Source organism: uncultured Nocardioides sp. (assembly GCF_947488025.1).
Classification (GTDB): Bacteria; Actinomycetota; Actinomycetes; order Propionibacteriales; family Nocardioidaceae; genus Nocardioides.
In genome coordinates this window covers 1-13,198 of the sequence record NZ_CANKYS010000012.1, presented here as the reverse complement: position 1 = coordinate 13,198, position 13,198 = coordinate 1, and the positions used below count along the sequence as shown (strand labels likewise).

Below are 13,198 nucleotides of genomic sequence, written 5' to 3'. Positions count from 1 at the left end.
GGCGGGCGCGGACGCCCGGAGGTGTGCCAGCGTGTGTCCATGACTCGCACACTGGACGTCGACTACCTGGTGGTGGGTGCCGGCGCGATGGGCATGGGCTTCACCGACGCGCTGGTCGACCACTCCGACGCGCGCGTCGCGATCGTCGACCGCCGCCACGGGGCCGGCGGGCACTGGCTAGAGGACTACCCGTTCGTCCGGCTGCACCAGGCCTCGACGTTCTACGGCGTGGCCTCGACGGTCCTCGGCGGCCAGGTCCAGGAGCAGGGGCCCGAGGCGGGGCTGCACGTGCGGGCCTCACAGCCGGAGATCGTCGACTACTACGCCCGCGCGCTCGAGCGGCTCCGCGCCACGGGTCGGGTCGAGGTGCTGACCGGGTGCGATGTCGTCGGGCGCACGGTCGTCTCGCGCATCTCGGGGCGGACCTGGGAGGTGCCGTCGTCGTGCCGCGTCGTCAACGCCCACTACCTCTCGCCCAGCATCCCCGCCGAGTCGTCGGCTCCCTTCTCGGTCGCCGACGACGCGCGCGTGGTGACGGTCAACGACGTGGTCCGGCTCGAGGAGGCGCCGAGCCAGTACGTCGTCGTCGGCTCGGGCAAGACGGCGACCGACGCCTGCGTGTGGCTCCTGGGGCAGGGTGTCGACCCCGACGCGATCTGCTGGGTGCGACCCCGCGAGCCATGGATGCTCGACCGCGCCCTCATCCAGCCAGACCCGGCGGTCTACCTCGGGGTGGCGGCGACCACGTTCGAGGAGGCCACGGCCTCGGCGTCCCTCGACGAGATGTTCCTGCGGCTCGAGGACGCCGGCGTGATGCTGCGCATCGACCGCTCGATCACGCCCACCATGGCGAAGACCCCGACGCTCGGAGTGTGGGAGCTCGACCTGCTGCGCTCGATCCAGGACGTCGTACGTCACGGGCACCTGCGCCACGTCGAGCGCGGTCGCCTCGAGATGGCGGACGGCACGACCGTGCGGGTCGCGGACGACGCGGTGGTCGTGCACTGCGCGGCCGAAGGACTCAAGAACCCGCCGCTCGTGCCGGCCTGGCGGCCCGAGGACATCACCATCCAGCCGGTCCGTGCGGGGTTCCCGTGCTTCGGAGCGGCGGTCACCGGCTACGTCGAGGCCACCCGGCACGACGACGCGGAGAAGAACCGGCTGTGCCCGCCCTCGCGCTTCGGCAACTCGCTCGTGCAGTGGGCCGACATGAACGTCCGCGGCGCCCGGGCCACCATGGTCCTCGCCGGCGAGCCCGACATCGCCGCCTGGGCGAACACCGTCGCGATCAATCCGGCGCGGGTCCCACCGGCGTACGCCGCCTCCGAGGAGCTAGGCCGCGTCCGGGAACGGCTGGCGGCGAGCACCGGCCCCGGCCTCGAGGCCCTGACCCGGCTGATGGCGACCGGCTGAGTCCCCGCTGGTCGAGGAGGTCGCCTTCCTCGACCAGCGGGGGCTGTCCCCGATCAGTCGGCGGGCAGGAAGACCCGCTGCGTGTCGCGGGGTCGCGGGCTGGTCCGCTTCGACGGCTTCCGGGCGACCACGGCGTCCTTCGCGGTCATGAGGATCGGTGCCCCGCATCGACCGTCGTGTGCCGGGTACCGCCGGGACGGACCATGCACCTGCGAGGAGGACGACGATGAGCAACGACGGACAGGCCGACCAGACCCGGCAGGACCCCACCGAGCTGCACGACCAGCCGGAGACCGAGGGGGAGCGGCTGCCGAAGCCCGGCGACGAGGACTCGGTCACCGGCGAGATGGGCGAGAAGCCCGACCATGGTGAAGAGACGTACGTCGGCCACGACCGGCTGCTCGACCAGGTGGCGGTGATCACCGGCGGCGACTCCGGCATCGGCCGCGCCGTCGCGCTCGCCTTCGCCCGCGAGGGCGCCGACGTGGTGATCGCCTTCCTCGAGGGCGAGCACGACGACGCGCGCGAGACCGCCCGCCTGGTCGAGGACGCCGGCCGCCGGGCCGTGCTGGTGCCGACCGACCTCGTCGAGGAGTCGGCATGTCAGGCCCTGGTCGACACGGCCGTCGACGAGCTCGGCCGCATCGACATCCTCGTCAACAACGCCGCCTACCAGATGGCCCAGCCCGGCGGGATCGCGGACATCACGACCGAGCAGCTCGACCGGGTGATGAGGACCAACGTCTACGCGATGTTCTGGCTGTGCAGGATGGCGCTGCCGCACATGAGGCGTGGCTCGACGATCATCAACACCTCTTCGATCCAGTCGTCGCAGCCCTCGCCGGCCCTCCTCGACTACGCCTCGACCAAGGCGGCGATCGTGAACTTCACCCGCGGGCTCGCCCGAGCGGTGGCGGAGCAGGGCATCCGGGTCAACTCCGTCGCACCCGGCCCGATCTGGACGCCGCTCATCCCCGCGACGATGCCCGACGACAAGGTCGCGTCGTTCGGTCAGGACACGCCGCTCGGGCGAGCCGGGCAGCCGGCCGAGGTGGCGACCGCCTTCGTCTTCCTCGCCTCGCCGGAGTCGAGCTACATCACCGGTGAGGTCATCGCCGTGACCGGGGGCAATCCGGTCACCATGTGAGTACTGGGCCCCGCCACTGGCTCCGGGTGGCCAGCGGGGCCCTGCCGGGGACTCCCCGCTCGAGCGGGGAGTCCGCCACTTCGAGGCCTGTGCAACCCCCGACAAGTGACGGACTTGCCCGCCAGGTACGCCGTCATGTCGTCCCGACGGCCGCGTAGCCCTCGCGGTAGGACGGGTACGTCGGCGCCCAGCCCGTCGCGCGCAACCGCGCGTTCGAGAGGCGCTTGCCGTGGCCCCGGGCCGGGTCGGCCTGCGGGGGAGCGGGGGCGCCGAGGCGGTCGGCGAGGAAGGCCGCGACGTCGCCGAGCTGCGCGGGCTCGTCGTCGGTGCCGAGGTAGAGCCGCTCGGGCTGGGCGGGCATCGTCAGCAGGTGCACGACGGCCTCGGCGGCGTCGGTGCGGTGGATCCGGTTGGTCCAGCGGTGGGGGTCGTCGATCCGGCCCTCGCGGACCTGGTCGAGCAGCCGCGTGCTGCTGCCGCCGTACAAGCCGGACAGCCGCAGGACCGAGCCGTGCGGGATGCGGTCGTGGAAGGCCTCCTCCGCGGCGACGAGCATCCGGCCGGGACCGTCGGAAGGAGCCGGCGGCGCCGTCTCGTCCTCGAGGTCCGGCAGGTCGCGGCTGCCGTGCACCGCGGTCGACGAGACGAGCACCGCCCGCTCGGGCGGCTCGGCCAGCGCGTCGAGCGCCCGCGTCATCCCGTCGACGTACGTCGACCGGTAGGACTCCTCGGTCCGCGGCCGCGCGGTCAGCGCGACGACGAGCAGACGAGGGCGTACGTCGGACAGGTCGGGCGCCTCAGCCGTGAGGTCGACCGAGCGGCCGACCAGCGGCGTCGGCACCAGCGAGGCGTTGCGGCGCAGGGCCAGCACGCCGTGGTCGAGGTCGGCCAGGCGCAGGCCGACGGCGGCGCCGAGGTCGCCGGCACCGACGAGGAGCACGTCCGGGGTCATCCGGCCACCGTAGCGAGCGCAGTGCGCGCCGACGTGTCCTGACCGCTCGGGCCGTCGAAGTATGGGCCGGCCCGGTGCGGGCACTGGGTGGCATGAGCGACCGATCGACCACCACAGACAGCGAGTCCACGAGCAGCGAGCGGGAGCAGACCGCCCCCGCGCCCGACGCGTCCCGCAAGCCCGACTCGCCCGCCGACCTGGTGAGGCCCACCTGGGGCTACTCCCTGCGCAAGACCGTCCGCGAGTTCATGGACGACCAGTGCACCGACCTGGCCGCGGCGCTGACCTACTACGCCGTCCTGGCGTTGTTCCCCGCAGCGATCGCGCTCCTCTCGCTCGTGAGCCTCGTGGGCCAGCAGCAGCAGACGGTGGACACGCTCCTGCAGATCCTGCGCGACATCGGCGCCTCGTCGGCCGCCAGCACCCTCGAGGGCCCCCTGAACGACCTCGCCGGGAGCCAGGGCGGCGGCCTGGCGCTCGTCATCGGTCTTGCGACGGCCCTCTGGTCGGCCTCGGGCTACGTCAACGCCTTCAGTCGCGGCATGAACCGGATCTACGAGATCGACGAGGGGCGACCGATCTGGAAGCTCCGCCCGGTGATGTTGCTGATCACCCTCGTGACGGTGGTGCTCGTCGCCGTCGTCGCCGTCGGGCTCGTGCTGACCGGCCCCGCCGCCGAGGCGGTGGGCAGTGCGATCGGGCTGGAGTCGGCCGCCGTGACGGTGTGGAGCATCGCCAAGTGGCCGGTGCTGCTCGCGGTCGTCGTGCTCATCGTGGCGCTCCTCTACTACGCCACCCCCAACGTGAAGCAGCCGAAGTTCCGCTGGATCAGCGTCGGCGCGATCGTGGCCATCGTGGTGTGGGTCATCGCCTCGGCCGCGTTCGGCTTCTACGTCGCCAACTTCTCCAGCTACGACAAGACCTACGGCTCCCTCGCCGGCGTCATTGCGTTCCTGCTGTGGCTGTGGATCACCAACCTGGCCCTGCTCTTCGGCGCCGAGCTCGACGCCGAGCTCGAGCGTGGCCGCCAGCTCCAGGCCGGCATCGCCGCCGAGGAGGAGCTGCAGCTGCCTCCGCGCGACACCCGCAAGTCCGACAAGGCTGCCGCCAAGGAGCAGGAGGACATCGAGCGGGGCCGCCGGCTCCGCGAGTCGCAGGGGCGCGACTCCTCGTCCTGAGTCGTACGCCGCCCCGCCGCCCGCCTCCCGCCCCCGCGCAACCTGAACTTCCACGCGTACGGGTGGAAGTTCATCGGACAGCGAGCGTGAGGAAGGGGACGAGAGCCTGAACTTCCGCGCGAACGGGTGGAAGTTCATCGGGCGGGCCGAGTGCGACTCCTAGGCTCAGCGGCCGGCCAGGAAGGCGTCGACCTCCGCCGCGGTCGGGGCGGACTCCGGCCCGCGGCGGGTGACCTTGATGGCGGCAGCCGCGTTGGCGCGTCGGCAGCCCTCGTCCCACGGCGTACCGGCGGCCACCTCCGCCAGCAGCGCGCCGGTGTGGGTGTCGCCGGCGCCGTTGGTGTCGACGGGCGTCTGCGGGAACCCCGGGACGTACGTCGTCTCCCCGGCGACGTGGACGGCGCAGCCCTCCGGCCCGTCGCGGACGATCGCGACCGCGTCGCCGCGCAGCAGGGGAGCGATCGCAGCGGTGAGGGCGGCGAGATCGCGGGGCGCGTCCTGGCCGACGACCCGCAGGAGGTCCTCGGCCTCCTCGGCGTTGCTCGACCAGACGTCGGTCACCTCGAGCATCGCGGCACGCACGGCCTCGTCGAGGCCGGCGAACGCCGCCCCCGGGTCGAGCACCACGACCACGTCGGGGTGCAGCGTCGGCAGCCACGCGAGCAGCGGGTCGCGGGTGCTGTCGAGGGCGAGGGAGAAGCCGGTGACGCACACGAGGTCGCCCGGGCCGGGCGCGGAGGTGCCGAGCGACTCGACGCTGATCCGGCGCTCGGCGCCCAGCGTCGTGACGAACGTCCGTTCGGCGCTCGGCTCGACCATCACCACGCAGATGCCGGTGTCGAGGTCCTCGACAGGCGGGGCCGACACCCCGATCCCGGCGGCGCTGAGTGCTGCGCGGATCAGGTCGCCGTGGGGCCCGGTGCCGATGGCGCCGGCCTGCACGCACTCCGCGCCGAACCGGGCCGCTGCCAGCAGCACCGTGACCGTCCCGCCCGCGTAGTCGGTGGCGGAGGCGGCCATCACGTTCTGTCCGCGGTCCGGCAGGTCGGGGACCTCGACGACCACGTCGACGAGGGCCTGGCCGGTGTGGATCACCCGGCTCAACGGAGCACGTCTTCCGTCGTGGCCAGCGTGATCTGCGGCGGGTAGAGCGACATGACCTTCATCGCTGCCTCGTGGTTCTCGGGCGTCGAGCCGGCACACGCGTCGGTGACGACCGTGATGGTCGCTCCGGCGTCGGCGGCCGCCAGCGCCGTCGACACGACGCAGCAGTCGGTGCTCACCCCGGCGAGCACCAGGTGGGGGAGCGGCCCGGTGACCGCCGCCAGCTCGGGCCCCCACTTGCCGAAGGTCGGGAGCGAGACCACCGTGTCCGCCAGCCCCTGAGCCTCGGGCACGAGGTCGAGCAGCGGGTCGTCGTGGGGCACGTCGGCGAACGGCCAGGCGTCGAGGTAGGCCCGCCAGCTGCCATGCGCGTCACGGTCGGGCACCCAGCGCGTGACCACGGTGCGCTGGCCCGCGGCGGACGCGAGTCGTCGTACGGGCTCCACGATGTCGGGGAACATCGGCGAGCCCCACGCGCTGTCCGGGGAGGCGAAGATCCGCTGCGGGTCGATCACGACCAGCCAGGCGTCGGGATGCATGCCGTCACCCTGTCAGAGAAACATCAGCGGCCGCCGGTCCCCCGACCGGCAGCCGCTGATGGGCACGAGGTGAGTAGAGGGGATCTACTTCACCTCGGCACGCAGGATCGCGCGCAGGCCGATGGCCAGCGGGATCCAGAGCCACACGAGGGTGGTGACGCCGAGCTGCTGCCAGTACTCGGTGGTCATCGACTGGTCGAAGAGCCGGGTGATGGCGAAGTTGACGTCGACCCACGGCTGCAGGTCGCGGAACCACTCCTGGAACGCGGCCAGTGCTCCGAGAGCGGCGGGCAGGACGAGCGAGTAGACGAAGTAGCCCACGATCGCGGCGGCCGAGCTGCGCATCAGGACCCCGAGGGTGAAGCCGATGAGCATCCCGAGGACGTTCGCCAGCACGATCTGCCCGAACTCGGCGAGCGTGACGTTCCAGACCGGGTCGAGACCGGTGATCGCCGAGCCGACGAGGTTGCCGACCGCACCCACGGCCAGCGCGAGGAACATCGAGGCGACACCGATGGTGAGCGTGACGAGCATCTTGGCCGTGATCACCCGGCCCCGCCAAGGGACGAGCGTGTAGGTCGTGAGGCCGGTCCGCTGGCTGTACTCGCTGGTGACCGACAGCAGCCCGATGATGGGCAGGATCACCGACAACGGGAAGCCGATGGCGCTGGAGAACGTCTCCTGGTCGATCGCGGAGTCCGGCGCCCAGATGATCACGGCGGCGGTGGCGAGCACCGAGACGATGCCGACGCTGGCCATCAGCCAGAAGCCCGCACGGGTGTCGAACATCTTGCGCAGCTCGACGCCCACCAGGCGCGTCATCGGGATGGGTCGTACGACGCGGCGCGCGGCGGGTGCCGCGGGCGTGGGCGGGGTGGCGACCGCGGGAGTGCGGGTCGCGGGCTGGATCTGGGTGGTCATGCTGCTGCTCCTTCGCGAGCGGTCTCGGCGGTGAGCTCGAGGAACATCTCCTCCAGGCCGGCGCCGTCGGCGGCGCGCAGCTCGCGCAGGACGACGCCGGCACGGTGTGCCGCCGCTCCCACGAGCTCGGGATCGGCGTCGGCGCGCAGGCCACCGTCGATCGGGTTGGTGACGACCGACGCCTCGTGCAGGGCACGGGCGAGGTGGTCCTGCTGGGCGGGGTCGGCGGTGCGAACGAGGGTGCCGGCCGCGGCGAGCAGCTCGGCCTTGCTGCCCTGCGCCACGATGCGGCCCTGGCCGATGACGACGAGGTCGTCGGCGATGACCTCGATCTCGTGGAGCAGGTGCGAGGACAGCAGCACGGTGCCGCCCTGGTCGGCGAAGCCGCGGAGCAGGTCGCGCATCCAGCGGATGCCGGCCGGGTCGAGGCCGTTGGCGGGCTCGTCGAGGACCAGCACCTGCGGGTCGCCGATGAGGGCGGTCGCGATGCCGAGGCGCTGGCGCATGCCGAGGGAGTAGTTGCGGACCCGACGCTCGGCCTCGGACTCGGTGAGGCCGACGCGGGCCAGGGTCGCGGCGACGCTCGACCTCGGGAGGCCCATCGTCTGCGCGGCGATCGCGAGGATCTCGCGACCGGTGCGTCCGGCGTGCTGGGCGGAGGCGTCCAGCAGGACGCCGACCTCGAGGCCGGGGTTGACCAGCTCGTGGTAGTCGCGGCCGGCGATCGTGACCTGCCCGGCGCTGGGCCGGGTGAGCCCGACCATCATGCGCATGGTCGTGGACTTGCCGGCGCCGTTGGGACCGAGGAAGCCGGTCACGCGACCGGTCGCGGCCGTGAAGGAGACGCTGTCGACGGCCGTGAACGGGCCGTACTGCTTGGTGAGGTGCTCGACGCTGATCATGGGTCCAACCCTCGCCGCGCGGGGCCCCTCCGCGCATCGGGGACGGCACCCCTCCGGTCCCTGAGGACGACCCTGAGAAATCCCGCACGGAGGGCAAGGAGCACCGGGTCGGGCCGCGGATGGGGAGAGTTGGGCCGGACTTGGGACACTGGACGGGTGAGCCAGCCCACCAAGAACCGCCCGCCCCAGGTCAGCCTGGCCTCGGGCATCGTCATGTTCTCCTCGGTGGTGGTGCTCCTCACCGCGTGGGAGCGGGTCACCTCGCTCCGCTCGCTCGAGACGCAGGAGGCCATCCGCGACGTCCTCGCCGGCGCGCCGTTCTCCTCCCTCGGCCTGACCGTCTCGAGCACCACCGACCTCCTGCGAATCTCGTGCATGGTCGCGGCGGCCGCGGCCTGCGCCACCGCGATCCTCGGGTGGTACGTCCGCAAGCCCGACCGCTCCTCGCGCCTGGCCCTCACCCTGTTCGCGGTCGTCGTGTTCCTCACCGGCATCCCGGCCGGCGGGCTGGCGGGCTCGTTCGTGGCCGCAGGAGCGGCGATGCTGTGGATGCAGCCCGCGCGCGAGTGGTTCGCCACCGGCCGTTGGACGCCGCCCGACCCGGCACCCGCGAAGGACTCCGGGCGCGCCGACCGCGATGCGTCGGGTCGCACGCCGTGGGACGCCCCCGGTGCCTCCGGACCCGCCGACCCGTGGGCGCGTCCGCCCGCCGACGCCGGTGGGGCCGACACCCCGCCGCCGGCCAGCAGGCCCTTCGGCGAGCCCGGCCCGCACGCGCCGCACCCGGTCGACCGCCCCGCCGAGTCGCCGTACGGCCAGCCCCTCCAGCAGCCGCAGCCCCCGTCCCAGCAGCCGGCGTCGTACGCCCCTCCCGCGACGGACTGGCAGCGTCGCCAGCTCCTCAACGCACGGCCCGGCGCGATGGTGGCGGCGTTCGTCATCACCGTCGTCACGGCCGGAGGGCTCCTCACGCTGTCGCTCCTGTGGCTCGCGATCGCGGGCTTCTCGCCCGACTTCCTGCAGAGCGTCCTGGAGCAGCAGCAGCCGGAGATGCTCGACGACGGGCTGAGCCTGGAGCAGGTGCGCACGACCGTGTTCGCGCTCGCGGGGGCCTTCGTCGTCTGGTGCCTGGTCGCGCTGGTGCTCGCCGGCTTCGCGATGGCGCGTCGCGAGTGGGCGCGCCGCGGCCTGATGGTGAGCGCCGCCTTCAGCGCCGGCGCCTGCTTCGCCCTGGTCCTCAACACCCCGCTCGTCCTGATCCCGGCCGCGGCCGCCCTGGCGACCGTCGTCTGCCTGCGGCGCGGCGACGTACGCCGCTGGTTCCAGCTCGACCCGCGCTGACGCGTCGCCAACCGCCGACGTGGTGAGATAGACGCATGAGTGATCCCGGACCGACGCACCAGCCCTACGGCCAGGACCCCTACGGTCAGCAGCCGGGTGGACAGCCCTACCCCTACGGCCAGCAGCCGTCCTACGGCCAGCAGCCGGCAGGCGACCGGCGCCCCGGCACGGTGACCGCGGCCGCCTGGATCACCATCGTCTTCTCCGCCCTCACCGCCGTGCTGTTCGGCCTCACCGGCCTCGCCCTGCTCGTCGCCCGCGACCAGGTGATCACCGAGATCGAGCGCGTCCCCGAGTTCCAGGACGCCAACATCGACGCCGACGCCGCCGTGGGGGTGATCCTCGCCGTCGTCCTCGGCCTCGTCGTGTGGGCGATCGTCGCGATCGTGCTCGCCGTCCTCGTGATGCGACGCTCCAACGTCTCCCGGATCCTGCTCGTCATCTCCAGCGCGGTCGTCGCGCTGTTCTCGCTGCTCGGCGTCACCAGCGGCGTCTCGGCCGTCACGCTCATCGCCGCGATCGCCGTCATCGTGCTGCTCTTCGTGGGCGGTGCGGGTGAGTGGTTCAAGGGCGTCCCGTCCGGTGGCGCGGGCGGTTACCCCGCCTACGGCGGCCAGTACGGCGGCGACAGCGGCAGTCAGTACGGCGCCCAGCCGAGCGACCCGTACGGCAACGCCTACGGCCAGTCCGGCCAGCAGCCCGGCCAGCAGTCCTCGCCGCAGTACCCGCCGCCGCCGAGCAGCACGCCCTACGGCCAGGGTGACGCCTACGGCCCGGGGAGCCAGGACAACCCCTACGGCCAGCCGCGGCCCACCGGCGACGAGGACGGCTCCGAGCATCCGCCGCGGGACTACCCCGGCCGCTGAGCCCAGCCCCGGCGGTCGGTCAGCGCGACAGGTCGGCGGCGGCGAGGCGTCGTACGCCCTCGCTGATCACGTCGGGCTCCTTGCAGAACGCCCATCGCACGAGCTGTCGGCCCGCCTCGCGGTCGTCGTAGAACCCCTGTGTGGGGATGGCGACCACGCCGGCCAGCTCGGGCAGCGCCAGGCAGAACGCGCGGCCGTCCGGCCAGCCGAGGTGGCTGACGTCGGTGGTGGCGAAGTAGGTGCCCTCCGGGACCCGCGGCACCAGGCCGGCGGCGGCGAGCCCGTCGCAGAGCAGGTCGCGGCGTCCCTGCAGGTCGCGCGCGAGCGCGCGTGGCCAGTCGGGCTCGTGGTCGAGCGCGTGCGCGACCGCGGGCTGGAGCGGGGAGCCGGACGTGAAGGTGAGCCACTGCTTGGCGGCGAGGACGGCCTGCACGAGGGGCTCGGGCCCGGTGGCCCAGCCGACCTTCCAGCCGGTGAAGCTGTAGGACTTGCCGGCGCTCGAGAGCGTGAGCGTGCGCTCCCACATGCCCGGCAGGGTCGCGATCGGCACGTGTCCCTCGGCGGAGCGCGCGTCGTCGAAGACCAGGTGCTCGTAGACCTCGTCGGTCACCACGATCACGTCGTGCTCGATCGCGAGGTCGGCGACGACCTGCAGCTCCTCGCGCGTGAGCACGGTGCCGGTGGGGTTGTGCGGCGTGTTGAGCAGGATCAGCCGGGTGTCGCCGGTGACCGCGGCACGCAGCTCGTCGAGGTCGGGCCGCGGTGTTGTCCTCGAGCCGGCGGGCGCGCGCAGCGTCACCGGCCGCCGGCGGGCGCCGCACATGTCGAGCATCGCGACGTAGGAGTCGTAGTAGGGCTCGAGCACGACGACCTCGTCGCCCGGGTCGACGAGCGCGAGCAGCGCGGCGGCGATGGCCTCGGTGCACCCGGTCGTCACGACGACCTCGCGGTCCGGATCGGGCTCGAGGCCGTAGTGGCGCTGCTGGTGCCGCGAGATGGCGGCCCGGAGGGCGGGTACGCCGATGCCGGGGGCGTACTGGTTGGCACCGGACTCCAGCGCCGCCTCCGCCGCGGCGACCACCGAGGCCGGACCGTCGACGTCGGGGAACCCCTGGCCGAGGTTGAGGGCGCCGGTCCGGATCGCGAGCGCCGACATCTCGCTGAAGACGGTCGGCGGGATGTGGGCGAGCCGGGCGGCCAGGGAGAGATCGAGGGGCTTCGCGGTGGGCACCCGCCCACGCTACCCAGAGGGCCCGGCCGGCGGCGTCCCACTAGGGTCGGTGCCGTGACCACCGACGCGACCCTCGCCGCCGACATCGACGCGACCTGCCGCCTCACGGGGGAGTTCACCCTCCGCTCGGGGCAGGTGGCCGACACCTACTTCGACAAGTACCTCTTCGAGGCGCAGCCGGCCCTGCTCGACCGCGTGGCCGCGCAGATGGTCGACCTGCTCCCCGAGGGCACCGAGCTCCTCGGCGGGCTCGAGCTCGGCGGCATCCCGATCGCGACCATGGTGTCGGCGCGGACCGGTCTGCCGGCGCTCTTCGTGCGCAAGCAGGCCAAGGAGTACGGCACCGCCAAGCTCGCCGAGGGCCCCGACGTCGCCGGTCGCCGGGTCACGATCATCGAGGACGTCATCACCACGGGCGGCGCGGTCCGCGACGCGACCCGGGCCCTGCGCGAGCTCGGGGCCGTCGTGGAGGTCGTGGTGTGCGCGATCGACCGCTCGCCCGAGGGTGAGGACCCGCTGGCCGACGTCGGGCTCGAGGTCCGCTCCGTGCTGACCCGCGCCGAGCTGGACGCCGTACGCGGCTGACCCGTTGCGGAGGTCGTACGACGGGGGGTGAGCCACGCAGGTTCTGAGCCGCCGGAACCTGCCTCACGCACCGCCCCGGCGGGGGTCGTACGACGGGGGGTGAGCCACGCAGGTTCTGAGCCGCCGGAACCTGCCTCACGCACCGCCCCGGCGGCGTACGTCGCTCAGTCGAGGTCGCGGCCCGTGATGTCGCGGTCGGGCCCACCGTCCTGCGGGCCGACCTCGGCGCCGGGGGCGTTGGTGCGCTTGTGGCGCCACCACTCGACGACGATCGGGATCACCGAGAACGCCACGATCACGATGATCAGCTTGTCGATGCTCTCGCCGAGGGTGGGGAACGCGTCGCCGAGGAAGAAGCCGAGCAGGCAGATCGACATCACCCACAGCACGGCGCCGACCAGGCTCCACAGGAAGAACCGGTGCCGCTCCATCCGGGTCACGCCGGCCACGACGGTGATGTAGGTCCGCACGAACGGCACGAACCGGCCGATGACGAGCGCCTTGTTGCCGTGGCGGTCGAAGAAGGCGGTGGTCTGGTCGAAGTACTTGCGCTTGACGATGCGGCCGTCGCGCTCGTAGAGCGGCGGGCCGATCTTGCGCCCGATCTCGTAGCCGACCACGTTGCCGAGGAAGGCGGCGACCATCAGCGCGGCCATCGCGATCATCAGCTCGACGATGGGCGGGCCCGGGAACAGGTCGAGCTGGCCCGTGGCGATGAAGAGGCCCAGGGCGAACAGGAGCGTGTCGCCGGGGAGGATCGGGAAGAACAGCCCGCACTCGACGAAGACGATGACCATGCTGATCCAGAACAGCGCGGTGCCGAAGCGGTCGAGCAGCCAGTTGGGGTCCATCCACTCGATGCCGAGCAGCATCGGATCGAAGCCCGAGGCAGCGATGGTCTGCAGGTCCCACAAGGCGCTCACGCGCGCCACCCTAGAACGCGCACCTAGGGCGTGTCTCCCAAAGATCGGCGGGGATGGCCGGGATTGTTGACGCATGTCGCGTTCTGCCGTGTTGAA

Annotated in this window: 13 protein-coding genes; 6 read left to right on the top strand and 7 right to left on the bottom strand. The window is 72.6% G+C overall.

Annotated elements, in window-relative coordinates; genetic code table 11:
• Window positions 1-39 precede the first annotated feature (39 nt).
• Entirely contained in the window at window positions 40-1,413 is a 1,374-nt protein-coding gene (locus Q1B24_RS17555) for a pyridine nucleotide-disulfide oxidoreductase (RefSeq protein WP_299931306.1), read from the top strand.
• Between the two features lie 226 nt (window positions 1,414-1,639).
• Window positions 1,640-2,560 carry a glucose 1-dehydrogenase gene (locus Q1B24_RS17550; protein ID WP_299931305.1) on the top strand — a complete coding sequence of 307 codons (921 nt, stop codon included), beginning with the start codon at window positions 1,640-1,642 and terminating at the stop codon, window positions 2,558-2,560.
• A gap of 133 nt (window positions 2,561-2,693) precedes the next feature.
• Here the strand turns inward: Q1B24_RS17550 and Q1B24_RS17545 are convergent, their stop codons facing one another.
• Entirely contained in the window at window positions 2,694-3,512 is an 819-nt protein-coding gene (locus tag Q1B24_RS17545; protein WP_299931304.1) for a hypothetical protein, read from the bottom strand.
• A gap of 92 nt (window positions 3,513-3,604) precedes the next feature.
• Between Q1B24_RS17545 and Q1B24_RS17540 the strand changes: the two genes are divergently transcribed.
• Window positions 3,605-4,690 carry a YihY/virulence factor BrkB family protein gene (locus tag Q1B24_RS17540; RefSeq protein ID WP_299931303.1) on the top strand — a complete coding sequence of 362 codons (1,086 nt, stop codon included), beginning with the start codon at window positions 3,605-3,607 and terminating at the stop codon, window positions 4,688-4,690.
• Window positions 4,691-4,855: 165 nt separating this feature from the next.
• On the opposite strand, the gene Q1B24_RS17535 is transcribed toward Q1B24_RS17540, so the two are convergent.
• The 4 genes from Q1B24_RS17535 to Q1B24_RS17520 form a co-directional block, all read right to left on the bottom strand.
• Window positions 4,856-5,785, bottom strand: coding sequence for a PfkB family carbohydrate kinase (locus Q1B24_RS17535; protein ID WP_299931431.1), 930 nt, complete (start codon window positions 5,783-5,785; stop codon window positions 4,856-4,858).
• A 5-nt stretch (window positions 5,786-5,790) separates the two neighbouring features.
• Entirely contained in the window at window positions 5,791-6,333 is a 543-nt protein-coding gene (locus tag Q1B24_RS17530) for an isochorismatase family protein (RefSeq protein ID WP_299931302.1), read from the bottom strand.
• A gap of 84 nt (window positions 6,334-6,417) precedes the next feature.
• Window positions 6,418-7,254 (bottom strand): ABC transporter permease subunit, encoded by an 837-nt coding sequence (locus Q1B24_RS17525; RefSeq protein WP_299931301.1) that lies wholly within the window; start codon window positions 7,252-7,254, stop codon window positions 6,418-6,420.
• The gene (locus tag Q1B24_RS17520; RefSeq protein WP_299931300.1) at window positions 7,251-8,156 is read right to left on the bottom strand and encodes an ATP-binding cassette domain-containing protein; all 906 of its coding nucleotides are present in this window, start codon (window positions 8,154-8,156) and stop codon (window positions 7,251-7,253) included. The genes Q1B24_RS17525 and Q1B24_RS17520 overlap by 4 nt, the downstream gene beginning before the upstream one ends.
• A 156-nt stretch (window positions 8,157-8,312) precedes the next feature.
• On the opposite strand from Q1B24_RS17520, the gene Q1B24_RS17515 reads away from it, so the two are divergent.
• Window positions 8,313-9,497 carry a hypothetical protein gene (locus Q1B24_RS17515; protein WP_299931299.1) on the top strand — a complete coding sequence of 395 codons (1,185 nt, stop codon included), beginning with the start codon at window positions 8,313-8,315 and terminating at the stop codon, window positions 9,495-9,497.
• Between the two features lie 35 nt (window positions 9,498-9,532).
• Window positions 9,533-10,363, top strand: coding sequence for a hypothetical protein (locus tag Q1B24_RS17510; protein WP_299931298.1), 831 nt, complete (start codon window positions 9,533-9,535; stop codon window positions 10,361-10,363).
• Between the two features lie 19 nt (window positions 10,364-10,382).
• On the opposite strand, the gene Q1B24_RS17505 is transcribed toward Q1B24_RS17510, so the two are convergent.
• Complete coding sequence (locus tag Q1B24_RS17505; protein WP_299931297.1) at window positions 10,383-11,594, bottom strand: pyridoxal phosphate-dependent aminotransferase; 1,212 nt, start codon at window positions 11,592-11,594, stop codon at window positions 10,383-10,385.
• A 54-nt stretch (window positions 11,595-11,648) separates the two neighbouring features.
• Between Q1B24_RS17505 and pyrE the strand changes: the two genes are divergently transcribed.
• Window positions 11,649-12,179: an orotate phosphoribosyltransferase gene (pyrE, locus tag Q1B24_RS17500; protein WP_299931296.1), complete on the top strand. Its 531-nt coding sequence runs from the start codon at window positions 11,649-11,651 to the stop codon at window positions 12,177-12,179.
• A gap of 164 nt (window positions 12,180-12,343) precedes the next feature.
• Here the strand turns inward: pyrE and Q1B24_RS17495 are convergent, their stop codons facing one another.
• Window positions 12,344-13,102 (bottom strand): VTT domain-containing protein, encoded by a 759-nt coding sequence (locus Q1B24_RS17495; protein WP_299931295.1) that lies wholly within the window; start codon window positions 13,100-13,102, stop codon window positions 12,344-12,346.
• Between the last annotated feature and the right edge of the window lie 96 nt (window positions 13,103-13,198).